The organism is Anatilimnocola aquadivae (assembly GCF_049819085.1).
Classification (GTDB): Bacteria; Planctomycetota; Planctomycetia; order Pirellulales; family Pirellulaceae; genus Anatilimnocola.
Map to the genome: position 1 here is coordinate 3,755,365 of NZ_CP187419.1, position 22,734 is coordinate 3,778,098.

General features: G+C 57.8%; 21 protein-coding genes. 13 read left to right on the plus strand and 8 right to left on the minus strand.

The genetic code is table 11. The features are described from left to right. Window positions 1-57: 57 nt before the first annotated feature. The 5 genes from NA78x_RS15135 to NA78x_RS15155 all read left to right on the plus strand — a co-directional run bounded on the left by NA78x_RS15135 (window position 58) and on the right by NA78x_RS15155 (window position 4,642). On the plus strand, window positions 58-654 hold the full coding sequence (locus tag NA78x_RS15135; protein ID WP_425619288.1) for an HNH endonuclease: 597 nt from the start codon (window positions 58-60) through the stop codon (window positions 652-654). Window positions 655-824: 170 nt separating this feature from the next. Continuing rightward, entirely contained in the window at window positions 825-2,141 is a 1,317-nt protein-coding gene (locus NA78x_RS15140) for a cytochrome ubiquinol oxidase subunit I (RefSeq protein WP_425619289.1), read from the plus strand. Next, entirely contained in the window at window positions 2,138-3,142 is a 1,005-nt protein-coding gene (locus tag NA78x_RS15145; protein ID WP_425619290.1) for a cytochrome d ubiquinol oxidase subunit II, read from the plus strand. The genes NA78x_RS15140 and NA78x_RS15145 overlap by 4 nt, the downstream gene beginning before the upstream one ends. Window positions 3,143-3,242: 100 nt before the next feature. Further along, window positions 3,243-4,094, plus strand: a complete 852-nt coding sequence (hemQ, locus tag NA78x_RS15150; protein ID WP_425619291.1) for a hydrogen peroxide-dependent heme synthase — start codon at window positions 3,243-3,245, stop codon at window positions 4,092-4,094. 26 nt (window positions 4,095-4,120) lie between these two features. Further along, entirely contained in the window at window positions 4,121-4,642 is a 522-nt protein-coding gene (locus NA78x_RS15155) for a hypothetical protein (RefSeq protein WP_425619292.1), read from the plus strand. Window positions 4,643-4,648: 6 nt separating this feature from the next. Here the strand turns inward: NA78x_RS15155 and NA78x_RS15160 are convergent, their stop codons facing one another. From NA78x_RS15160 to NA78x_RS15170, 3 genes are all read right to left on the minus strand, one after another. Further along, a complete protein-coding gene (locus tag NA78x_RS15160; protein ID WP_425619293.1) occupies window positions 4,649-6,151 on the minus strand; it encodes a hypothetical protein in 1,503 nt (500 codons plus the stop codon). 54 nt (window positions 6,152-6,205) lie between these two features. Further along, the gene (locus NA78x_RS15165) at window positions 6,206-9,469 is read right to left on the minus strand and encodes a lipase/acyltransferase domain-containing protein (RefSeq protein WP_425619294.1); all 3,264 of its coding nucleotides are present in this window, start codon (window positions 9,467-9,469) and stop codon (window positions 6,206-6,208) included. A 384-nt stretch (window positions 9,470-9,853) separates the two neighbouring features. Then, window positions 9,854-10,114, minus strand: coding sequence for a hypothetical protein (locus NA78x_RS15170; protein ID WP_425619295.1), 261 nt, complete (start codon window positions 10,112-10,114; stop codon window positions 9,854-9,856). Window positions 10,115-10,680: 566 nt separating this feature from the next. Between NA78x_RS15170 and NA78x_RS15175 the strand changes: the two genes are divergently transcribed. The 4 genes from NA78x_RS15175 to NA78x_RS15190 all read left to right on the plus strand — a co-directional run bounded on the left by NA78x_RS15175 (window position 10,681) and on the right by NA78x_RS15190 (window position 14,169). Then, window positions 10,681-11,157, plus strand: a complete 477-nt coding sequence (locus NA78x_RS15175) for a hypothetical protein (RefSeq protein ID WP_425619296.1) — start codon at window positions 10,681-10,683, stop codon at window positions 11,155-11,157. 66 nt (window positions 11,158-11,223) lie between these two features. Next, window positions 11,224-12,201, plus strand: a complete 978-nt coding sequence (locus tag NA78x_RS15180) for a DUF1559 domain-containing protein (RefSeq protein ID WP_425619297.1) — start codon at window positions 11,224-11,226, stop codon at window positions 12,199-12,201. A 171-nt stretch (window positions 12,202-12,372) separates the two neighbouring features. After that, entirely contained in the window at window positions 12,373-13,602 is a 1,230-nt protein-coding gene (locus tag NA78x_RS15185) for an acyltransferase family protein (RefSeq protein WP_425619298.1), read from the plus strand. A 288-nt stretch (window positions 13,603-13,890) separates the two neighbouring features. Beyond that, a complete protein-coding gene (locus NA78x_RS15190) occupies window positions 13,891-14,169 on the plus strand; it encodes a ferredoxin family protein (protein WP_425619299.1) in 279 nt (92 codons plus the stop codon). A gap of 157 nt (window positions 14,170-14,326) precedes the next feature. On the opposite strand, the gene NA78x_RS15195 is transcribed toward NA78x_RS15190, so the two are convergent. Next, complete coding sequence (locus NA78x_RS15195; RefSeq protein WP_425619300.1) at window positions 14,327-14,809, minus strand: DinB family protein; 483 nt, start codon at window positions 14,807-14,809, stop codon at window positions 14,327-14,329. Between the two features lie 94 nt (window positions 14,810-14,903). Further along, entirely contained in the window at window positions 14,904-15,629 is a 726-nt protein-coding gene (deoC, locus tag NA78x_RS15200) for a deoxyribose-phosphate aldolase (RefSeq protein WP_425619301.1), read from the minus strand. Window positions 15,630-15,767: 138 nt separating this feature from the next. On the opposite strand from deoC, the gene NA78x_RS15205 reads away from it, so the two are divergent. Beyond that, window positions 15,768-16,289, plus strand: a complete 522-nt coding sequence (locus NA78x_RS15205; protein WP_425619302.1) for an NUDIX hydrolase — start codon at window positions 15,768-15,770, stop codon at window positions 16,287-16,289. Here NA78x_RS15205 and NA78x_RS15210 read toward each other — a convergent pair. Then, window positions 16,273-16,710 carry a hypothetical protein gene (locus NA78x_RS15210; RefSeq protein WP_425619303.1) on the minus strand — a complete coding sequence of 146 codons (438 nt, stop codon included), beginning with the start codon at window positions 16,708-16,710 and terminating at the stop codon, window positions 16,273-16,275. The genes NA78x_RS15205 and NA78x_RS15210 overlap by 17 nt on opposite strands. Window positions 16,711-16,730: 20 nt before the next feature. After that, window positions 16,731-17,810 (minus strand): DUF1559 domain-containing protein, encoded by a 1,080-nt coding sequence (locus NA78x_RS15215; protein WP_425619304.1) that lies wholly within the window; start codon window positions 17,808-17,810, stop codon window positions 16,731-16,733. A 311-nt stretch (window positions 17,811-18,121) separates the two neighbouring features. On the opposite strand from NA78x_RS15215, the gene eno reads away from it, so the two are divergent. The 3 genes from eno to NA78x_RS15230 all read left to right on the plus strand — a co-directional run bounded on the left by eno (window position 18,122) and on the right by NA78x_RS15230 (window position 22,095). Beyond that, a complete protein-coding gene (eno, locus tag NA78x_RS15220; RefSeq protein ID WP_425619305.1) occupies window positions 18,122-19,399 on the plus strand; it encodes a phosphopyruvate hydratase in 1,278 nt (425 codons plus the stop codon). Window positions 19,400-20,147: 748 nt separating this feature from the next. Further along, entirely contained in the window at window positions 20,148-21,527 is a 1,380-nt protein-coding gene (locus tag NA78x_RS15225) for a hypothetical protein (protein WP_425619306.1), read from the plus strand. A gap of 148 nt (window positions 21,528-21,675) precedes the next feature. Next, window positions 21,676-22,095 (plus strand): response regulator transcription factor, encoded by a 420-nt coding sequence (locus NA78x_RS15230; protein WP_425619307.1) that lies wholly within the window; start codon window positions 21,676-21,678, stop codon window positions 22,093-22,095. Between the two features lie 31 nt (window positions 22,096-22,126). On the opposite strand, the gene NA78x_RS15235 is transcribed toward NA78x_RS15230, so the two are convergent. Next, window positions 22,127-22,714: a hypothetical protein gene (locus NA78x_RS15235; RefSeq protein ID WP_425619308.1), complete on the minus strand. Its 588-nt coding sequence runs from the start codon at window positions 22,712-22,714 to the stop codon at window positions 22,127-22,129. Window positions 22,715-22,734: the final 20 nt, after the last annotated feature.

Below are 22,734 nucleotides of genomic sequence, written 5' to 3' on the forward strand. Positions count from 1 at the left end.
GGCACACGCTGGCGAATAGCCGACTGGTCGTGTTGCTTTCCCTGCGGAGGTGCATGTATGTCGACGGCAGTTCTCCAGCGTCCTACGCTGGTTCTCAATCGCAACTGGCAGCCGGTACGGGTTTCGACCGTCTCGCGCTCGCTCATTCTGCTCTGGAACGGTACGGCTCGCGTTGTCGATCCGGTCGATTTTCAGCAGTATGACTGGCAGGACTGGACGCGCATGAAGCCCAGTGAAGGCGAGCCGTTCATTCAGGCTGTTCACTCGCGGCTGCGAGTACCAGAAGTTCTCTCGCTGGCCGAGTACGATCGCCTGCCGCAGATGGACGTCGCCTTCAGTCGACGGAACCTGTTCAAGCGCGATCATTACCAGTGCCAATACTGCGGCGTGCAGCCAGGCGGGGACGATCTGACGATCGACCACGTTCTGCCTCGCTCGCGCGGCGGTCTCAGCACGTGGGAGAACTGCGTCCTCGCTTGCGTCGAGTGCAATAAGCGGAAGGCGAACCACCTGACCCACGAAGTGGGCATGCGCTTGAAGAAGGTGCCCATTCGTCCCAAGTGGAAGCCGCTTTACGCGATCTCCAGCGTGCCCATCGCCAGCTGGAGCAAGTTCATCAGCGAAGCGTATTGGAACGTGGAACTGGAACCGTAGTGGGAGGGGGCTGGGAACTAGGAACTGGGGGCTAGGGTGTGAAGACAAATGCGTCTTGCATCCTAGCTCTTTCTGACTCCCGACCTCCGGCTCCTGACCTCTGATTCCGCTTCCCCCGCCCTAGCCCCCAGTTCCTAGTCCCCAGCCCCTTCCTAGCCCAGACCCTACTCATGAGCCCCCTCACTGCGGCCCGCTGGCAAATGACCGTTTCGCTGGCGTTTCATATGATCTATGCCGCGATCGGGATTGGCTTGCCTCTATTGCTGGTGATGGTCGAGGGGATGCATCTGCGCACCGGGCAAGAGCATTACAAGAAGCTCGCGATGAAGTGGGCCAAGGTCATGGGCCTGCTGTTTGCCGTGGGAGCCGTTTCGGGAACAGCGCTCTCGTTGGAACTTGGTCTGCTGTGGCCCAAGTACATGGAACTGCTTGGCGCGGTCGTCGGGCACATCTTTGGCTTGGAAGGTTACGCCTTCTTTCTCGAAGCGATCTTCATCGGCATCTATCTGTACGGTTGGGACAAGATCAGTCCGCGAGCCCACTGGTTATGCGGAGTGGTGATTGCGACGACGGGCATGCTGTCCGGAATTTTCGTACTGGGTGTGAATGCCTGGATGCATCAACCCGTGGGCTTTACGCTGGTCGAAGGAGAGGTCTCGGTCACCGACCCAATCGCAATCTTCAAGCAGCTGCTGTGGTTCTACATGGCTCTGCACAGCACGCTTGCCTGCTACCTGTCGGTAGCCTTTGCGGTAGCCGGTTGGTACGCGTACTTGGCGCTGCGTGGTCGCAACGATGCCTACACCCGCGCGGGATTGATCGCAGCGATGTCGCTTGGCGGAGTCTGCGCGTTTATTCAACCGCTGAGTGGCGACCTGCTGGCCAAGTACGTCTTTAAAACACAGCCGGTAAAGTTCGCAGCCATGGAAGGGCAATTCATTACCGAAAAGCGAGCGCCGCTGCGGATTGGTGGCTGGCCCAACGAAGCCGAGGAACGTACGGACTTTGCGATTGAAATTCCCGGTGGCTTGAGTTTTCTCGCTACGGGAGATTGGAATGCAGAAGTTCCCGGTTTGACGGAAGCCCCGCGCGAGGACTGGCCTAACGTGGAACTGACCCACGCCTCGTTTCAGATTATGGTCGGCGCGGGGACCGTATTGATGTTCGTCAGCGCCTGGTTTTGGTTTGTCTATTGGCGCTGGGGCGAGCAGGTGATGAATCACCGCTGGTTGCTACGAGCGGTTTGCTTCGCCGCCCCCCTTGGGTTTATTGGTCTCGAAGCGGGTTGGATCGTAACGGAAGCGGGACGCCAACCTTGGATCATTCACGGGGTGATGCGCACGAAAGATGCGGTCACTTCTGCCGATGGCGTGCTCGGCATGTTCATTGCGTTTACGCTGCTGTATGCCTTGTTGGGAGTAACCGTCATCGTGTTACTTCGCAAGCTGACATTTTCGAGCAAGGAAGCGGAGCCTGCCGCGAAATGATCGACACCGAGTTGCTCGTAAACCTGTCGGCCGCGGCCGCTCTTGTGGGCATGATGGCCTACGGCATTTTCGGCGGCGCCGATTTCGGCGGTGGTGTCTGGGATTTGCTTGCCACTGGCCCGCGACAAAAAGAACAACGTCTGGCGATTCAAAAAGCGATGGGCCCCGTCTGGGAAGCCAACCACGTCTGGCTGATTTTTGTCGTCATCGTCCTGTTCACTTGTTTTCCGCGGGCTTATTCCCGTTTGGCCATTGCTCTGTTTGTGCCCTTTCACTTGGCGCTCGTCGGCATCATGCTCCGCGGCGCTTCGTTCGTTTTTCGGTCGTACCAAAGTCGTTCGAAAGACGCTGCGGCCGAGACCAGCGTGTGGGGCATCGTATTTGGCGTCGCTTCGATCATTTCGCCCGTGCTCTTGGGCGCCGCATTCGGTGTGGTGACGGAAGGGCTGATTCGCGTGCAGGATGGCGAAGTCGTGCTGAGTGATCCGCTGTTCTGGTTGACGCCTTACGCGCTCCTGAACGGTCTGCTCGCGCTGGCAACCTGCGCGTATCTGGCAGCCGTCTATCTGACGAACGAAACCAAGGGAGACCTGCGCGAGGACTTTCGCCTGCGAGCGATCTTCGCTGGTACGGCCACTGCGGTCCTCGCCGGCGGCGTGATGTTGCTCGCATGGTACGAAGCCCGTTGGTTCTTTGAACGCTTACTGTCTCCCCGTTCGTTGCCAGTGGTTCTCGCCGGGCTCGCTTGTTTTGCTGCTTCCGCTTGGGCGGTCTTTACGCGGCGGTATATTCTCAGCCGCGTATTTGCCGCCAGCGAAATCTGCCTGCTCATTCTGGGCTGGGGACTCGCGCAGCATCCGTACCTGGTTTATCCCGATCTCACGTTCGCAGCCTCGGCTGCCCCAGCCCCCACGCTGCAGTTCCTCGTCCTGACTCTGCCCGTGGGCGCGGCGCTGCTGGCGCCCTCGCTCTTCTATCTCTTTCGCGTCTTTAAGTCCTAGCAACTAGCTGCGCCAGGCATTCTCGTGCGACCCGATGTACCGGGGAAATGTTACAATGCGCGAAAGTCACTTTCCTTTCACGAAATAGCATTTCATCGCCATGTCACACGGTCACGGTCGCCCTCCCGCTGCAGCCAATATTCCCATCAGCCTCGAGCCGACACAGGGTTGGCATTGCACGCATCTGTACTATCGTTTCGATCGCGGCGTGCTCGCTGGCATGTCGGCCGAGCAGATTGCCAAGGGTAAAGAGGAACTGATTGCCGCGCTCAATCCGGAAGGCCCCAACGCGAGTGCCCGGTTGCAGACGAGCGTCGTCAGTGGCCAGAAGGCGGACTTCGGCCTGATGCTCATGGACCCGAACCCGCTCAAGATCGATGCCGTGCAGCAGTTGCTCATCAGCGGCACTCTCGGCCCGGCGCTCATTCCGACCTATTCTTTTGTGTCGGTCACCGAGATCTCAGAATACGTCTCCAGCGTCGAGCAATACGGCAAGCGCTTGATCGCCGAAGGCGACACTGAAGACAGCCCGACCTATCAGGCCAAGATGAAGGCCTACGGCGATCGCTTGCCGATGATGAACAAGCAACGGCTGACGCCCGAGTTCCCTCCCTACCCGGCGACCTGTTTTTATCCGATGAACAAGAAGCGAAAAGTGGGCGAGAACTGGTTCCTGCTCCCCTTCGATGAGCGGAATCGCCAGATGGCCGAACATGCTCGCAGCGGAATGGAGTTCGCCGGCAAGGTCTCGCAGCTGATCACGGTTGGCCTCGGTCTCGACGACTGGGAATGGGGCGTCACACTCTGGGCGAAGAATCCGCAGTTCCTCACCGAAATCGTCTATCGCATGCGGTTCGACGAAGCCAGCGCCCGCTATGCCGAGTTCGGCCCATTCCTGGTGAGCTACGTCATGAGCCCGACGGAGATGCTCGCGCACTGTCGCATTGGTTAACCGCCGCGTGGGAGTGTAAAGCCGCCATGTCGAATCCATTGCTCAGGCCCGACGATCCCCGCTTTCAGCCCAAGCAAGTAGAACAAGCCGACGGTACCAACCCGTTCTCGGAAGGGGACGCGGTGCTCGAGGCAGAAGCCGAAGCGGGCAAGCAGAAAAAAGATGCTCTCTCGGCCCCGATGGGGGCCGGCAGCGAGAGGCCGTTTGTGCCCCAGTACGAGATGACCGCCGATCATCGCGCGGGCCTGTTGCTCACGCTGACTAGCATCGCCATTTTGGGCAGCCTCGTTGCCTGGTTGGCAGCGGCGAGCATCTTCTACGTCGGCTGGCTCTTGCCCCTGTTTGGCATCGTTCCCTCCTTCGCCGTCATCTTTCTCGCGATGGACGATCTGAAGACGATGCATCTTGGTGCACGCAACCCCGAGGGTCGCACACTCACCATCTTGGCCTTGACTCTCAGCATCTTCATGACGATCTGTATTCTCGCCGGCGTCGGGCTGATGGTTTACTGGGGAATGAGCATTCTGCCGAAGGGCTTTTTGGATTAACGCACGCTATTTCCACTCCACGATCGTTTCCAGGTACAGCGATCGAATCGGTTCGCTCGTGAACTTTGCCTCGGAGAGAGTCCAGTTCCGTTTTGAACCCCCTTTCATATCGGTCGCGGGATGTTTCCGCTCGTGATCGACGCGCATGATTCGTCCGCCGGTTCTGCGGTGTAATTCGTTCATCAGCGGAATGAAGGGCATGCGTCGCCAGCCTTTATTGTTGTGCGCCACATCTTCGTCGACGGGTAATAGTGCGGTGAGGTCGGTGGAGGTCATCATCTCTAGTCCCAGGTCGCTCAGCGTGGCATTGTGGCTGCCGTGATGCCCGGTTTTGTAGATCACCGTATTGGCTAGCAGTTCGGGCATGGTCGCGCGTTTGTCGTGCTTCTCCAGGGCATGCCAAGACTCCCAGTTGCCGACCTGAGCATCGCCCGGGAAGAGCAGCACTTTGCCGTTTGGCAGGCGAATCGCGAGCACCAGACTGGTGTTGTTGGTATCGGCATCGAGCTTGAGCGCCAGATCGGTGGCGGCGAACATGCCGATGTCATCGATCCGCCGCCAGGCTGCTGGATGCTCATCCAGACCGTTGTCGTACATCTGTACAAAGTAGGGGTCCGACATCGCCGACCGTAAAGGCATGCCCATGCGATTGTCGAAAGGCTGACTCTCCTGTCGGCCCGTTTCGTCTGGAGCATCAAGCCCCACGAGTGACGTGAACGCGTGAGCTTCATGCTCTTCGTAGACTTCCTTTCCCTTCTTCGTGGGCAAGTCCTTTTTCAGCAGCTTTTTGTCCGTCGGCGGTCCGAGCACGAAAATATCGATGTCGGCAGAGATATCGAGCGCTGGCGGTACTTCGAATGGCTTCAAAAACTGAGCCTCCGTCTTGCGCAGAAACTCCATTGCCTCGGCCGTTTTGCCGATTCCCTCCTGCGCCGCCGCTGCCAGGTCGATGCCAAAGAAACTCGCCAGGCCGGCCAATTGAAAATGTGTCTGGCGGGCTGGCCCGTCTGTCTCGTGGAGGCCTAAGCGACGGAAGTGGTCGAGAGCCAGTGCCAGCTTTTTCTTCTTTTCTTCGCGTTCCTCACGAAGTTCGTTGGCTAACTTGTCTTTGGGATTCTCGGTCCAAGCCAGCCAGGTTTGTTTGATGTCGAACTTTTTGAACTGCTCTTTGGCTTGCTCGAATCCAGAAATGTGGTCCCAGTGTTCGTGCGTGCCGACCAGCAGATCGATAACGCCGTTGGTGGTTGTGAAAATATCGCCAACCACTTGCTGCATTCGCTCACCGGCGGAGGGTGTTCCCAAGATCACACCGCAATCGATAAGCATCTGAAAGTCGCGACCGCCGCGCTTGCGCGGAAAGGTGAGCAAGAAGCAATCTCCCAAGCCCTGGCAATACATGCGAACTCGCACGCAGCGAGCATTGGGTAACTCCGACTTGCCAGTAGCAGCGCCCTTCGCCGTTTTCTTGGCAGTCGTCTTCGGTTTTGGAGCAGCTTTCTTCTTCGCCATGAGTGCACCTTACAGATCGACTTGGTTCTCTTGCAGCGTTTGCCGGCAGTAGGATCAGTGCTGATGCAGCAGCCGAAACGGACTCCGGTCATCGCCTTCGAAATAGGTCATCGCCAGCCGCATGTTGGTCGGGTTACGGCGAAAACTCCGTTCGTCCGCGAGTCGCTGTTCGTTGTTCACTGCCTTGCGAACGGCATAGCGAATCGCGCCGCTGCGACCATCGACGATGAGCGTGCAACCGCCGCGAAAGTAGAAATACTCTTCTGCGTCGCTATAAGGAAGTTCACCGCTTTCCAACTGCTGTTGGTCTTCAGGCTCCAGCATCACCTTGCGGCGTTGCACAATCTCAATGACCAGATCTTGCAAGTGCTGGCCATCGGGACCAAGTCGTGAACACGGATGAACCGCGTGAACTTCGAACACCGGCAGACCTTCTTTGTCGCGTTGAATGCTCAATGGCGCCCGGCGCTCGTCCAAGCAAATACCCAGAGACGCGCCCCCATTACGCGGCTTGTTGTTCAACAGCCAGCTACGCAGGCTCGCGCCGAGTTCGCTCCGGCTGCGAAACGCGCGCTGGCGATCCATGCCGATCATCCATTCGGCAAACCGCTCAGCCTTACGTTCGGCCTCGATCCACTTGATGAGGTTAGGCAGCGGATCGTCTTCCGGAGCCTGCCACAGCAGGTCACTGGTCAGCAGCGTATTGGAATCGGCGGGCGTGATGCCCCATTGTCGAAAGGCATCGACCACGGCGATTCGATAGTTGCGGTCATCGTTGCGCACCAGGTCGTAGTCGGCTGTGATAATAGCTCGCAAGTACTCGCCGAGTGTCAGATCGACTGGCGGGAGATAGTCGAGCGCGCGCACGCACATGCGCAGCAAATGCTGGGCTGACGTTGCCGCTTCGTCGGCCAATCGCTCCAGCAGGTCGGGACTCGACTTCAAATTGATCTCCCGCCCGGTTGGACTGGCGATTCGAAGCAGATCGGCCGACCGTCGCTCATAGATGTTTACGAGCGCTTGAAAAACCGCGGCGACCAGGATCGCGCCGCGTTCGTGAGGCTCGGTCAACTCCTGGATCTTCTTCGGGCAGGGAACCTCCCGCACCCACACACCGTTCACCAGCTTACCTAGGTATTGCCGCAGCCCATTGCCGTGTCCCTGCGAAGCCTCGGCAAACTGCCCGGCAAGTTGACCAAGCAAGTTCTGACGAATCAGATCGCCGCCGGAACTCGCTAGCTGAGCGCGCAAGAACTCGCGATGCGAAAAGCGCTGCAACAATGCCACGATATCGGAAAAGCCTTCATGAAACGCCAGCACGTCGGGATTGCTGGGATAGATCAGATAGCGATGCAGTCCGTCGAGCAGCGCGTGCGTCGTTTCGTGGGCGATGATATCGAAAGAGGTACACGTAAACACCGTGCCTCCCTGCTTCACTCGCGCCCCGAGTCTGGCCTGTGCAGGAAAGTAGCCAAACAGCAGCGCCTTGCGATCGGGATCGTAAAACGCATTGGCCTGGCGCATGGCGTGCGGATAAATTCGCAACCGCTGTACGAATTGCGAATCGTAGTTCTTGTTGATGACGCGGTTGTTCTTGTCGCGCTGCAATCGAGGTGACCACAGCGCCAAACGCCCGAGCGCTTTCTCAAACACGCGAATCGTCGCCATCGAAACGGCAAACGTCATCTGCTGATGAAACTGCGGATCGAGTTCGGAGGGCCGCAGTCCGTCTTGCGCAAGCAAGTGCGGATGATTGAGGTCGACCGGTGGGTAATAGCGACCGCTTTGAGGATCGACATCCACCACCTCCACATACTCCCCCACCGCCGCGGGTTGCGAGCCCACGTCGTCCCAGTTCAACTCCACCGTCAACTCCGAGTACTGCGCAGTCTCCAGCGATGTCGACAACATCGGATCGAGCGCAAAGACTCGCAGGCGACGCACCGCCGGTTCGGGAGGCAAGATGGGGAAGTGCGTCGTCGCCTCGCTCGGACGAGTCGCAACGTCGCCGGCTGCTGGTTTCGGTCGCCGCTCGGCCCATGGCCGCTCGTCCTGAAGTTGCAGCACACCGTCGCCTGCTCCGTTCAGTTCCAAAGGCAGGTTACGAATGTTCGGCGAACTTCCCCCCAGCAGGCTGATGACCGATTTGCAGACGACATAGTTGGCGGCCATCAAGCCGTGCGTTGCTTTGGGAGCCTTATAGGTCGTCACTCCCTGAATCTTGGCGAACAAATCGGGCACGGTTCCGTCACCGGCCGTGGTGTACTTCGGTATGAGCCGGTTGTTTTCGAACGACACGCTTTCGACGGTCTCAGCATCGCCCAGAATGATGCGCGTTCGATCGTTGAAAAAACGGGCATCAATGTTCTTGGCCCAGCCGCACAGGTTGAGGCGGTCTTTGTCGATACCGGTCTTCCAAAACGACGCGTCTCGCAACGAAATCACACTTGGCATCAACTCTTTGTTCCAGGGAATTAGCTGATACAGCCCCGACATCGACTGGAACACGCGCTCGACATTGAGGGGAACATTGATGGCAAAACGCCGGAACATCTCCAACTCATGAATGGTCCCCACGAGCGCTTGCACCGCCGAGAAGGTGCCAAACGTGGCGGGCCCCAGCAAGACGAGCATCTGGACCATTTGCTTCGCATTCTCTGCTCCCAGCAATTGCAGCGCACGCCGGGCCACGAGAGAGCCCTGCGAGTGGGCAATGATGCGTACCGGAGCGGATGTCTGCGCGTAGTGATCACGGATCATCTGTTCCAGTTTTCGTGCGGACTCATCCAGGTGCTTACGCCAGTCATACGGCGCATAATTGACCGAGTAACCATTCATCCACAGAAACCAGCCGAGCAAATCGTAGGCCAGCGGCACTACGCCCGTGGCCTGCACCGTGACGCCAGCATTGCCGTCTCGTTCTGGTTCGGTCGCACTCAGCGGTGCCAGTTTCAACCCGTTGATCTCCTCGCCATTCACTGCCAGCGATGGGTCGACCCAAATCAGTTTGTAGGGGCCCGTCGTATCGCGGAGCGTGCTCCCCATGAAGCCCGGCACGACAATCACGCGGGCCCCGCGATTTGCAAGCAAGGCCGTCGTCTTGCGCGAGCGCCAAGCATCGGCGAAGGCCAGATAGTTTTCCAGAACATCAGGCGTGATGATCGTGTCCGGATCACGCGGGTCCGACGATTCTGCTTCGAGCGTCAGGTCTTCCAGGAAGCCGGGCTGAGCGAGTGCATCTTCGAGTGGTGTGACTCTCAATACTTCGAGAATCCGCCGACGGCGATCTGCTCTCGCCTTGAGTTCGAGTTCATCCACGAGGTCACCTCAAGGAATGCGGTTGCTAAGCAAGTACGGGCGGTTTCTACCACCAAATAAAGCTATGCCATCCCGGCAGGCGTTACGATAAGCTTGGCAATTTAAGAAAGCAACAAAGATGCTATTAATATATGCCAAAGCCGACAAAGCTTAAGAAATATAACGTCAAACGCCCGTGCGAGTGACATGTTATGTCACCTCTAGTGCGCACATGCGACATGCCTCCTAATATCAAAAGTCGTCCAACTGCCGCTCACACCTAAAATCTCAAGATTTATTGGAAGTACGATCAGCAAACCCCTCGGCACGAATGCCACTCTCCTAAATCTGCTTCAGCGACTCACCTGGCTCAGCGCGAAAAGCCCATTGCCCGACTCCTCCCACTCACCGTTCGATTTGATAACCTTTTCGCGAGTAAATCTCTTCGTGTTTTTTGGCGGCAACCGTCTTTCTGTCTTGAACTTGCGGCACAACTGAACCGGTAATCATCGCGCTTCTTGATAACCGTTTGATAACCAAATTCCTCCCGCCTCGATCGTCGCTGTTAATGGCAACCAGCCCGCCTTTGGTTGCCCGCAAGCCGTTCGTATCAAGCTTGGTTCGCCCCCGCCACTGATAACCATTTTTGATAACCTTTTCAGTCATTTCTTCGTGATAACTGTTTGCTCGAACATTTAGCCAGCATTCAACTTAGGTGAACAAAAGCCAGATATCTGACGAAATAGTGATAACCAGTTAACAGCCACCTATGCAGGTACTAGCAAATACTCACTAGCATCATGCTTCACTAACCTTAACGCGGTGTTCCTTACCCTTCATCCTCGTCACCGCGCTGGCAGCCGACCGCGCGCAACACCACCGATCCAACGCAGCCGCCCGGCTCGTGAACGCGCGAAGCTGAAATCTGTTCGTTGCGTGATTCTTTGTCAAGTATTGAAGGATTAAAAAAGTCTCGGCGATCCAGGAGGCCGGCAAGGTCCGCGAGTATTGGGAACTGGGGGGAGCAAGCGAGCTTCTCTTGTGACTCGCGAGCGGTTGCGAGTTGCACCAGAAATGGCCCTCAAGAATTCTCCCATCGGCCGATTTTTATATTGCGGAGGTGCGCACCGCGCGCTAGACTACCGCCGCACTTACCCCTCTGAAGAGCCAAGTGTTCCCGCCTGGCTGTTCAGCGCACTTCCTACCCAGCCAACTCACTCTGGGGCATACGCATGACTGCGTGGCTCGCGCGGAGATTGAAGCTCTGGTTTCGAGCCCGGCCCCTGGCCGTTGCTCTGGCAGCCCTGTTGTTGGTCACCGCGTGCACGGTCAAACCAAAGTCCCGCGAAGACGAAACCACCACCGACTTTCGGCAGATTTCGCGGGTCTTCGAGACCACGCAAAATTTCTACAACCGGCCGCCGAAAGACCTGGCCGAAATTCGCTCGATGCTGGCCGACTTCCACAAAGATGGGCTGAACGATGAACCGGATCAAGTCTTAACTTCGTCGCGCGATAACGAGCCTTACCTCATCGTGCTGCCGGCTCGGCTGGGGAGCGAACCGGCCGACTCGATCGTCCTCTGCGAAAAAACGGGCTTGGATGGCGTCCGCTATGTGATGACGCAGAATCGACAGGTTCGCCAGGTTCCCGAAGCAGAGTTTCGCCAGTTGCGCTTGGCGAACGGCAAACTGGCAGCAGCTCCTTAATGACAGACCAAGTTCTACGGCAACGGCGAGATCCCGATTCGAAATAGCTTCAGCAGGAGAATCGACGTGGGACAGAATTTCCTGGCAAGACGGTCGTTTCACCGCGGATTTACTTTGGTCGAGTTACTAGTTGTCATCGCCATCATCGGCGTGCTGGTCGCTCTGCTGTTGCCCGCCGTCCAGGCAGCCCGCGAAGCGGCGCGTCGAATTCAATGCTCGAATCACTTGAAGCAGATCGGGCTGGGGTTTCAAAACCATAGCGATACGTATCAGCTCTTGCCGACCGCCGGCAGCGCTCCCGCAACGGGCTGGAACGGCGCCGATCACTTTCGCGCTTGGGTCACGGCCACGGGCGTTGCTCCCAGTCCGGCGGTTGGCACACCGGCACTCCATGCCAATCAAAGTTGGAATTGGGCGTATCAGATTCTGCCGTTCATCGAGCAGACCGCACTTTGGACCAACCAGAATGATGATTTTGTGAAAGCGACTCCGGTAAAGATCTATTTCTGTCCTTCGCGGCACCCGCCGCAGATCTGGTCGATCAACGCGGGCGGAACCAACGGTCTTCGCGCGCAGCTTGATTATGCCGGCTGCAAAGGAAGCCAGAACAACGGGTCCGATGGAGCGGTGACCTTCTCGCGCAACGCAAATCTGGAAACGTGTCGCCTGAAATCGATCACCGATGGTTTGTCGAATACCATGCTGGTCGGCGAACGCTGCCAATCGGTGGGCTGGTATTACAAATACGAGCCCTTGGAATCCGACTGGCATCGTGGCGGTTGGGTGGCCGGCCCTCGCTCGACCTCCGATTCGCAAACCAGCTTGAAGGGCACAGTAGCGCCGCTGCAGGATTTTCTCGCCACCAGCAATGCCTCGAAAATTGCCATCGCGGGGACGTTCGGCTCGGCACATCCAGCCGGCTTCAATGTGGTTCTGTGCGATGGCTCGGTCCGGCTCGTTTCGTACAACGTAGCCCTCCCCGTCTTCCTCAACTTCGCCAAGCGGGATGACGGCAATCCATTCAGCCCGGGAGATCTGCAGTAGTCATTATTCAGTGGCGATCGCCGTAAAAGTGCCCCTATCATCCCTACGACCGGCGCGCTGGGCGACTCCCGGCAACGAGTTAGCATGGAGGGGCCCGAACCGCGCGAAGTCCTGAAAGGCTGGCAAGCATACTGGGGGAAAACACTCACTTGTTTTCCGCGGATGCCTGCCATGTCGACTCTCGTTCTCGATTCGCCCGCTGATGTGATCTCGGCACCCGGAGTGCGTGCGGAGAAAAAGCCCGCACCGGCACCGTCCCGGTTCTATCGACCGGAACTCGATGGGTTGCGGTTCTTCAGTTTTCTAGCAGTCTTTCTCAGCCACGCGCATTTGATCAAGCCCCAGCAGTTTGCCGGTCAGGGCCCCGTGATGGCCCAGATCGGCAGTTGGCTGATGTCCCTTTCGCACTTGGGCTATCCAGCGGTCGCCGTCTTTTTTGTGCTCAGTTCGTACCTGATTACCGAACTGTTGCTACGCGAACATGAACGGACGGGCACCATCGACATTCGCGCCTTTTATGCCCGCCGCGCACTGCGCATCTGGCCGCTCTACTACTGCTTCCTTATCTCCACGTTCTTTATCGAACGCTGGATCGGCATGCCGGGAATTCCTGTCGGGCAAATGCCTTGGTACCTGGCCTTTCTAGGGAACTGGCAAATCGTCACGACGGGCACGATTCCTCGCTCTGCTGCTCAGTTGCTGTGGACGGTCGCCATCGAAGAACAGTTCTATATGGTCTGGCCGCTGCTGCTTGTCTTGATCTCGCCCAAGCGACTGGTGTGGGCTTGCGTGGCCCTGATCGTAGCTGGGCAGGCGACTCGCATCTATCTGTGGCAAACGCAGGCTTCATTCTTTGCGATTCACTTCAACACGTTCGTACAGTTCGATTCCATTGCCTGGGGTGGCTTGCTGGCGATTGCCACTCGCCGAGGCTGGCTCGATCACCTTTCCGCCGCCACTCGGTGGGGCCTGATGGGGCTGGGATTGCTCATCGCGCTCTTCACCGAACATTATCTGGCCGGTTCTCGTCCCTTCGCAGCCTGGGCGGTATTTGCCTATCCGCTGTTCGCGCTCGCCGCGCTGGCGATTGTCGCTGGGGCCATGCGTTCGCAAGCGCAGGCCACCAGTTGGCTGACGCATCCGTGGCTGCTGCATTGGGGCAAGATCTCGTACGGACTTTATATCTGGCACATCCTGGCAATTTTTCTGGTCTACAAATTTGGCTGGTGCCCGCCCAGAAGCTCTTGGACCGCACTCTATGCCTTGCCACTCACGTTTGGCCTGGCTGAGCTGTCGTACTACTGGATCGAGAAGCCGTTTTTGCGCTGGAAAGACCGCTTTGCCCGCGTCGACTCTCGCCCTGCTGATGAGACGCGCCAGCCAGCCGTTGCTGAGATTTAGTATCAGCTGCGCCCACATTTTGGCGTTTTCAGCTGCTGGCCTACGGTTGCCAGCTTGACGCTATTTCTTACCCGTCCTACGATTCCGGCTCAGGTCGGGTGATGCAAGTCGCCAGACCCGCTAGAATGCAGTTGGTTTTGGCAAACTGTCCGCCACGGCTTAGGTTACGGCGGGCAATTTGCCGATGCCAATGTGCAAGCCGCATTACCTTTGTCGTCGGCCTGAGCTCTGCAAGCACGGGTCGCGATTATCGATTTCCGTCGTTTGACTAGCAGGAGAGTTTGAGTCATGACCCACGTCGTCTGCGCACCGTGCTTCGGGTGCAAGTACACCGACTGCGTTGTTGTTTGCCCAGTCGAGTGCTTCTACGAAGACGAGCAAATTCTTTACATTCATCCCGATGAATGCATCGATTGCGAAGCTTGCGTACCAGAGTGCCCCGTCGAAGCCATCTTCCACCAGGACAATGTTCCGGAAGATCAAAAGGGCTTCATCGAATTGAACGCCGAAAAGGCTCCGCAGTGCCCTTCGATCACCGAGAAGAAGGCCCCGCTGGCTGAAGAGTAAGCGATTGCTCGTTCGTTCGCAGCAAAAACAAAAAAGCACCCGTCGCTGATGGGTGCTTTGTCGTTTTCTTGCTTCTTGATGAGCCGGAAGCGTAAGCGCCCGGAGAGTAAGACCATCAGAGGGAACTCTCCGGGCGCTTACGCTTCCGGCTCATTGTTTAAAACAACGGTGGCTTGCCTAACTGTCGACGGACGACAGCCCACTGGCCGCAGTGCATCAGCCAATGGCTCCCTTGCAGGCAGAGTTGCTCGCCGCGCGTGGGGCAGTAAGGAATGCCCGTTTGCGTATCGAGGTCATCCTCGCTGATGGCTTCGAGGGCCGCGAGCGTGCCGGCCCGTTGCTCGGCCCAGGCCTGGAGCAGTTCCGCTTTGGTGCAGAAGGCTGCGGGGTCGTCCTTGCCCGCCGTGTCTTTGTGATACTTCTCGGCGAACCCTGGCGGCAGCGGAGGCATACCCCCGCTGGTCACCATGTTCATGTGAAAGTTCTCGGCCAGGATCAAGTGTCCCACTTGCCAGTTGATGTGATTCACGCCCGCATGAGCGCGCCGCATCAAGTCTTCGTCGGTCAGATCGGCCAGATAGCCCTGGCAGACAAACTGCCCCAGGTCGATTTGCGATTTGATGATTTGTTTGGCGTTCATAGTTAGAGCAAGCGTGATATTGAAGTAGCGTATGTTCCGTCATACTGCCATGAATTGGTAATGTCTCGTCCGTGATATGTCCGTGCGACCCGCACTAGTATCCGCTCACCGCGCCAGCCTTCACGCCCGTGATGGGCTCCAAGTTGAGCCGGCGGCGTACGTCATCGAGCATGTCCTTGGTGCGGCTCGCTCCGCAGCGGGTCGCGCCGACTTCGCGGACCTTCAGGAGGGTATCGATATCGCGCACAGCGCCGGCTGCCTTCACCTGCACATGAGCGGGCGAATGCTTGCGCATCAGCGCCAAGTCTTCGAGCGTGGCACCGCCGGTGCCATAGCCGGTCGAGGTCTTCACCCAGTCAGCGCTCAGTTCGCCGCAGATTTCGCACAACTTGATTTTGTGCTCATCCTTCAGGTAGCAGTTTTCGAAGATGACTTTCACCTTCGCGCCCGCATCATGCGCCGCGTCGACAACACCCTTGATGTCGGCTCGCACATAATCCCACGCGCCGCTCAGCACCTGGCTGATGTTCACGACCATATCCAGCTCTTTGCCGCCATCGGCGAGAGCCTGCTTGGCCTCGGCAACCTTCATCGCCGAAGTGTGTCCGCCGTGCGGAAAGCCGATGGTGGTACTGGGAACGACCGTGCTTCCCTTCAGTAGCTCTGCACACCGCTTCAGGTAATACGGCATGATGCACACGCTAGCGCAGTCGTAGGCAACCGCCAACTGGCAGCCTGCTTCGAGGTCAGTCACGGTCATCGTGGGTTGCAGCAGCGAATGGTCGATCATCTTGGCCAGATCGGCGTAGGTGTAGTTCATGATTGCAGATTTCAGCTTGAGGATTCCAGATCGGCGGTAGCCACCGTAAACATTTCTCCTGCGCTACAATATGGGTGAATGCTGCCCGTTGGCAAGTAGACCATCAATACGCCAATAAACCACAGATACGGAAACCTCATGTCCGAAGAACTGCTCCTTACCGCCAGTCGCTTTAAGGTCGTTCGCAAGCAACAAGTGACCGCCAGCGGCGAGCGCAAGAATCGCGAAATCGTCCGGCATCCGGGAGCGGTGGTAATGGTGCCGCGGTTGGCCGATGGGAGTGTGTGTTTGATTCGCAACTATCGGATCTCGGTCGACCAAACGCTGATTGAACTCCCCGCGGGCACACTCGACCCAAACGAGACGCCGCAGTCGCAGGCCGAACGCGAACTGATCGAAGAAACCGGCTATCGCGCGGGCTCGATGAAATTCCTGCACGCGTTTTATCTTTCGCCCGGTATTCTCGACGAACGGATGCACCTGTTTCTCGCCACCGATCTGACCCTGGGTGACGCCGCCCGCGAAGTGGGCGAAGAGATCACGAATCTGGTCGTTCCCTGGGAAGAAGCGATCGCCATGATCTTTCGAGGTGAGATTCAGGACGCGAAGACCATCACCGGATTGCTCTACGTCGACCGTCTGCTTACTTCGGAACCTTGAGCGTGAGTGTCTGCTCGCCCGCTTGAATGGTCGTTGTCAGCGGTGTGGAAAGAATTGCGGCGTACTCCGGTCCGAAGCGAATCGCCACGCCCCGCCCGGTCTCCGACTTGCCCATCCGCTGGTCTTGAATCACCACGCGGTGCTGGCCCACAACTGCGCCTTCGCCAGTTTGCTCGCCCAGGACATAAAAGAGTTTGAAGCGGCCCTCGGCATCGGTTTGTCCCGATGAGGAAGGTCCTTTAGTACCCAGCGCAGCATCGGGATGAAACTCGACCCGCACTTCAGCGGCCGGCTCGCCGTTGACAATCAGTTGGCCGTTCACTTGGCCGAATTCGGGGCCGGATGAACAGCCGAGGCAGCTAGTCAGAATCAGCAAGCTGCCAAGGAGACAGAAAAAACGAGCCTGCGTGAGCCAAGGCATACGAACTCTCATTCAAAGTGTTAATCAATGGTGCTTTGAGCTTCGCCACCAGCGCGGGTGGAAATTGTCGCGAGAATCTGCTGGGGTAATGATTCGCTGATGCCGCGAACCGAGCCATCGCAGAGCGCGAAATTCGCTCCGCCCGGATGATTACTTCCCCAGGCGTTGTAGCGGCGATCTTGCACGGCGATATCGGGCGATGTCGGACTGCCGGGATTCAATTTGCGAACCGTCGTATTGATGGCCACTGCGGACGAGCAAAAGAGCATGGCGGAACCCTTCCGCCCACCGGCCCAGGCCCAAGCCGAAACCTGGTGCATCTTGAGTCCGCTGTTCGCAGAGGTCCAGGCATCGAAGTCGATGTCCTTGTGATTCTTCTCGCCCAGCAAAATCGTATTACTGGTTCCATCACTGATTTCAGCCATTCGCAGCGGCGGCAGGTCCTTGTGATTTTCGGCCAGCGTATGCAGACTACCCCCGGGCATTTGTAGTTCGGTACCCGGGCCACTCATAAACAGCACGCCATCGGGCTTGACCGGAAAGACCGAAAAGCTGGTGTGGTAACAGCCTGTGCCGTAGTTGCCGGCGTAACTCGTCGGGGAATAAAGACCGCCGTAAGGATTGCCGCTCTGCGACTGACTAGGGCTGAAGGTCGCGCCCGTGGCCGCCAGATTGAAGGGGTTCTCTTTGAAGATGTCGCTCGGGCAGACAAAGATCTTGATCTTCGTGGCTGCCCGCGAAGTATCGGCGGCAGTGGTCACATTGTTCGCCGAGTTGATGAAGTCCCATTTGCTGTAGAGCGGTTGTTGCTCGATGAACGGGAGAATCTCGATAAAAAACGTCGACCGTGCTGTTGTGGCACCAGCCCGCAGATCGAGCCCCAGCGGAAACTTTTTGAAGGTGTCTTCGTGGTTATGAATCCCCAATGCCAGTTGCTTCAAGTGATTCTGGCACTGGATTCTTCTCGCTGCTTCGCGAGCGGCTTGCACGGCCGGCAACAACAGGGCCACGAGCACGCCGATGATGGCAATGACAACCAGCAATTCAACGAGTGTGAACGCGCGGCGGGGAGTGTAACGGAACGCAGGTAGGCGCAACATGAGGCGACTCCACGGATGCAATCGATGGTGGGCGATGGCGATACGGCGGGAGAGGCCAGCCACAGTGTAGAGAGGTTACTGGGCAAAAGTGAAGAAATGACGACGAACGGCAGAAGAAAGTGGCAAGAACCTGGTAAATTGCCGGAAACTGCGCAGCTTCACGCTCCCCCACTTCAGCTGACCGGCCCTAGTCAATCTGGGTCCGATTCGTCACAATGCCCAGCTGCAATTTCCCGGCATTTCTGCCTGTTTTGGCAGTCATTTTTGCCAGTCCATTCCGCCTGCCAGCCCTTTTTGCTGCGAGACATTGAATGAGCATTATCGCCAGCGTTCACGGACGCCAAATCATGGACAGCCGTGGCAATCCCACGGTCGAAGTCGACGTTTACCTCACCGATGGCTCGTTCGGCCGCGCTGCCGTGCCCAGCGGTGCCAGCACCGGTGCTCACGAAGCCTGGGAACTGCGCGATGGCGACAAGAGTAAGTTTCTCGGCAAGGGTGTGCTGAAGGCTGTTGAAGCCGTCAACACTACCATCAACGACAACTTGGTTGGTGCCGACGCACTGGACCAAATCGCTGTCGATAGCCAGCTGATCGAACTCGATGGTACGCCGACGAAGAAGAACCTCGGCGCCAACGCGATCCTGGGTGTTTCGCTGGCCGTCGCCAAGGCCGCCGCGAACTTCACCAACCAACGCTTGTATCGCTACCTCGGCGGCACGGGTGCTCGCCTGTTGCCCGCCCCGATGATGAACGTCATCAACGGTGGTGCTCATGCCGACAACGCCGTCGACATGCAAGAGTTCATGATCTTCCCGCTTGGCTTCACCAAGTTCAGCGATGCGCTGCGCTGCGGCTGCGAAATCTTTCATACGCTGAAGAAGGTCATTCACGACAAGAAGCTCTCGACCAATGTTGGCGACGAAGGCGGCTTTGCTCCCGACCTGAAGAGCAATGAAGAAGCCCTCGAACTGATCCTCTCGGCCATCGAGAAGGCCGGCTACAAGCCGGGCGAGCAAGTCAAAATCGCGCTCGACTGTGCCGCGACCGAATACTACGACGAAAAGAAGAAGGTCTACAGCGTCGATGGCAAGGAACTGTCGTCGGAACAGATGGTCGACTTCCTCGCCAACTGGTGCAGCAAGTACCCAATCTGCTCGATCGAAGACGGCTGCAGCGAAGACGACTGGGAAGGTTGGAAGCTCCTCACCGACAAGCTCGGCAAGAAGGTCCAACTCGTCGGCGACGACCTGTTTGTCACCAACACCGAGCGCCTGGCCCGTGGCATCAAGGAAGGGATCGCCAACAGCATTCTGATCAAGGTCAACCAGATCGGCACGCTGACCGAAACCATCTCGGCCATCCAACTGGCCCATCGCAATGGCTATTCGTCGATCAGCAGCCATCGCAGCGGCGAAACCGAAGATTCGACCATCGCCGATCTTGCCGTCGCCCTCGGCACCGGCCAGATCAAAACCGGCTCGGCATCGCGCACCGACCGCATGGCCAAGTACAACCAGCTGCTCCGCATCGAAGAAGAACTCGGCGACGGCGCCCTCTACGGCGGACCACTCTTCCCGAAGTGGTAAAGTAGGCCGGCAGCAAGCGGTACTCCGCGATGTTCCGGCATGCTTCCTTTACCAGACAAACCGCATCGCAGGCCCGGTCACTTTGATCGGGCCGCTTTTGTATCGAGGCTAAACCGATTCAAGATCTTTCAGTGATCTGCCGTCTTTGTGCTTCCAATTCGTAGGCCCGTTCACGGTTCCCCCTGGATAGCCGCTGCGGCAGCGCGTGGGCTTGGAAACTCTTTGTCAACAAACACTACGCTAGCTTCCATGACGGCCTACCACTCGACCAAATCGCCGCTTAATTCGACTCCACGGTCCACAATATTTGACAATATCTCCTTGAGCGGCAAAAAGTTGAAATCCTCCGCACGGGCTGTTATTATCCACGCGCCTCGGGGTCGGAAGAGGTGCGTTCGCGGCGGCAAGCCCAGGTTCACGTGCTTTGAGGTGCCTTATGCCTTTCAGCCTGCAGTGTCCTTCGTGTGGTGCCAAGCTAAACGCAGAAGATCGTCTGCGCGGTCGAACGGTGGCGTGTCCCAAATGCAAGGCGAAGGTCGAGATTCCCGCACTGACGGACACCGTGGTTGCACAGGACACCTCGGGGACCAGGCCCATTCCAGCGATTCAATCGAGGCCAACTCAGCCGTTGGTAAAGCCACCGGCTGCTGCAACAGCCGCCAGTCCTGCCAGATCACTTCGTCAGCCGAGTATTGCTCCAGCTCCCGTGAAAGCTTCGGCGACAACAGCCTCACCCTCGAAACTGCCCTTGCTGATTGCCGCCGCTGGTGGAAGCCTGGTGTTGATGCTGCTGTTGGTTGCCGTGGGCATCTACTGGATGTGGCCTGCAGGTACGGTAAAAGAACCTCAGCCTCTCGCCGCAAACTCGCCGCCAGCTTCGTTGCCAGGTCCACCACCGACGGTTCCCGCGCCGCCTGCGTCGGTACCAATTCCAACTGCTGCGACGCCGGTGAAAGTGAAAACGACCGATACTTCCACCTGGGTTTCATTGCCGGATGAGCACGCGGGGATTCAGCTGAAATTTCCCACGAAGCCCGCGCCGTTCGATCTGCTGGAAGGACAGAGTGGAACTGACCGCGAGTTTGGCGAAGCGATTTTAAAGTCGGCCAAACCCACAGCGCTGCGAGCCAGTGCGGGCGGCAAGACGTTTTCCTTCACGCTCATGCCGCTGCCCCTAAGTGGGATGCCGGTCGATGCTTATCTAAATCGAGCCCTCGTCAGTATTGAGCTGATGAATCAGGGGTTCACCAAGCAGTCGGAATATCGCCCGCAGGAAGAGCCCATCACGGCTGTCGATGCGGTGCTGCGTTCCGAGGTGAAGACCCGCATCGTGCGCATCTCGCACGATGGTGAGCGCGCCATCGGCCTGGTGATCGAAGGTCCGCTGGAGATGACCTATGAAGATCCGCAAGTTCAGGCATTTCTCAGCGGGCTGCGGGTTGCCAACCGCGCGATGCCCGCGATGCAAATTGCAGGTGCCGCGCCAACCAATGCGGCAGTGGTGGAGGCCGTCATTGCGAACCTTAGCGAGTCGTTGTTGCTCAATCCCCTGCTGCTGCCGCAGTCGATCAAGCCCCTGACCAACGACTGGCAGGCAGTTCGAGGATCAAGGATCGGCTTTCAAGTGCGACTGCCAAGTGCTGCCGTGACGCACGTTACGGCGGACAAGTTTTTTGCCAAATCGCCCCAACTCGACACACTGACCGCAATCTGGAAAGAAAGCACGACGGGCAATTCCGAAATCTTCTATCTGAATCAAGGAACTCGCCGGTTCGTGGTTGTCGCTTTGGAGGTACCGACGAAGGATCAACTGTGGTTCGATGTTCGCGGCCAGGGGAACCTCTCAACCGAACTCGCCTACCAGTTCTTTACGAAGCCGAATACGACGTGGCAAACACCGGATCAGGGCGAGAGCAGCAAATCGGCAGATTGGACGACCTATCTGCAAGTCCGAAATCCCGATCAAAGTCCGGTCATTGGAACTCGGATCATGCAAAAGCGGACTGCCGGGCAATATGGCTTTCTACTGGTGCTGGAGAGTGACGAGCCACTCGAGTGGGAACACTCGCCGGAGATGCAGTTCTTCAAGGACTTTGTGCCGCCCGCCGACGCAATGAAGTTTGAGTAGTAATCGCGCTGCCGAATGGGGGGCTCGCAGGTGGTAGTGCAGCGAACGCCAGATTGCTTCCGACCGCTGGCTTCTATAAGCTACAGAGTGGATTGGGGCAGCCCAATGATTGGCAACTGAATCACCCGCGATGGAATCGAGCGCCGCAATGGCTCCGGAGCAAAAACCCGAGCAGAAACCAACGGATGACGCAGCCGGGGCAACGGCCGCGCGACGAATCTTGCTGGTTGACGACGATGCGGAGATCATCGATGCCATGCGTTATGCGCTGGAATCGAAGGGCTACCAGATTCTGGTTGCTCGCGATGGCAACCAGGGTTTGGCGATGGCCGAGAGCGATCTGCCCAACCTGGTCATCCTCGATATGATGATGCCCAAACGCAGCGGCTTTTTGGTGCTCGAGAAGCTCAATCGCACCCGCGAAAGCAACACCAAGGTGATCATGATCACCGCCAACGAAGGCAGCCGTCACAAGGCTTATGCCGAGATGCTCGGCGTGGACGAATACCTGCGAAAACCGTTCGCCATGGACAAGCTGATTGAAGCCGTGCAGCGGCAGATTGGCTAGCCGCTGCTTTCCTGCGACCCTTCGCGGCAACCTACGGGACGATTTCGCTCTTCTCGAAGATGATGGCAGTGTAAAGGCCATCGGGAGAAGTGAGAGCACCCTTGCAGTCGCCCTTGAGCGTGACGAACTGACCAGCCCATAGGGCGGCCAACGCACAGCGAACTTCTGGCTTCGTCTTGATGTCTTCCAGCAGGAAGCGGAACTCCAGACCGAACTGCAGCGGCAGTTTGCCGTCGGGCGTGATCAGGGCAACGAGCGCTTCGCGCTGGTCGAACTGCTGATTGCCGAACTGGTCGAGAACGATCTTGCCTTCGGCATCGCGGACGAGCACGGGGACCAAGTCGCGCTTGACGTTCACCAGGCGGCCAGAGATCTGCAGCCGTTTGCCTTCGAAGTGGTGATAGGCAAAAGCCTGATTATCGCGATAGGCTCGCGTCACCTTGAGAGCCGGGAAGATAGTGCCACGGTAGCAAGGATCGCCTTTGCTGACGACGCGATAGCCGGCATCGCCGGGAAAGCCCTCGCTCATGACGTCACCGCCACCGGCGGGAGGATCGCAGCAGGGACGACCGCCGAATTCTGCGGATACCAGGCAGAGAGCCATGATCAATTGATTCATCGAACCGAACTCCACGTTAG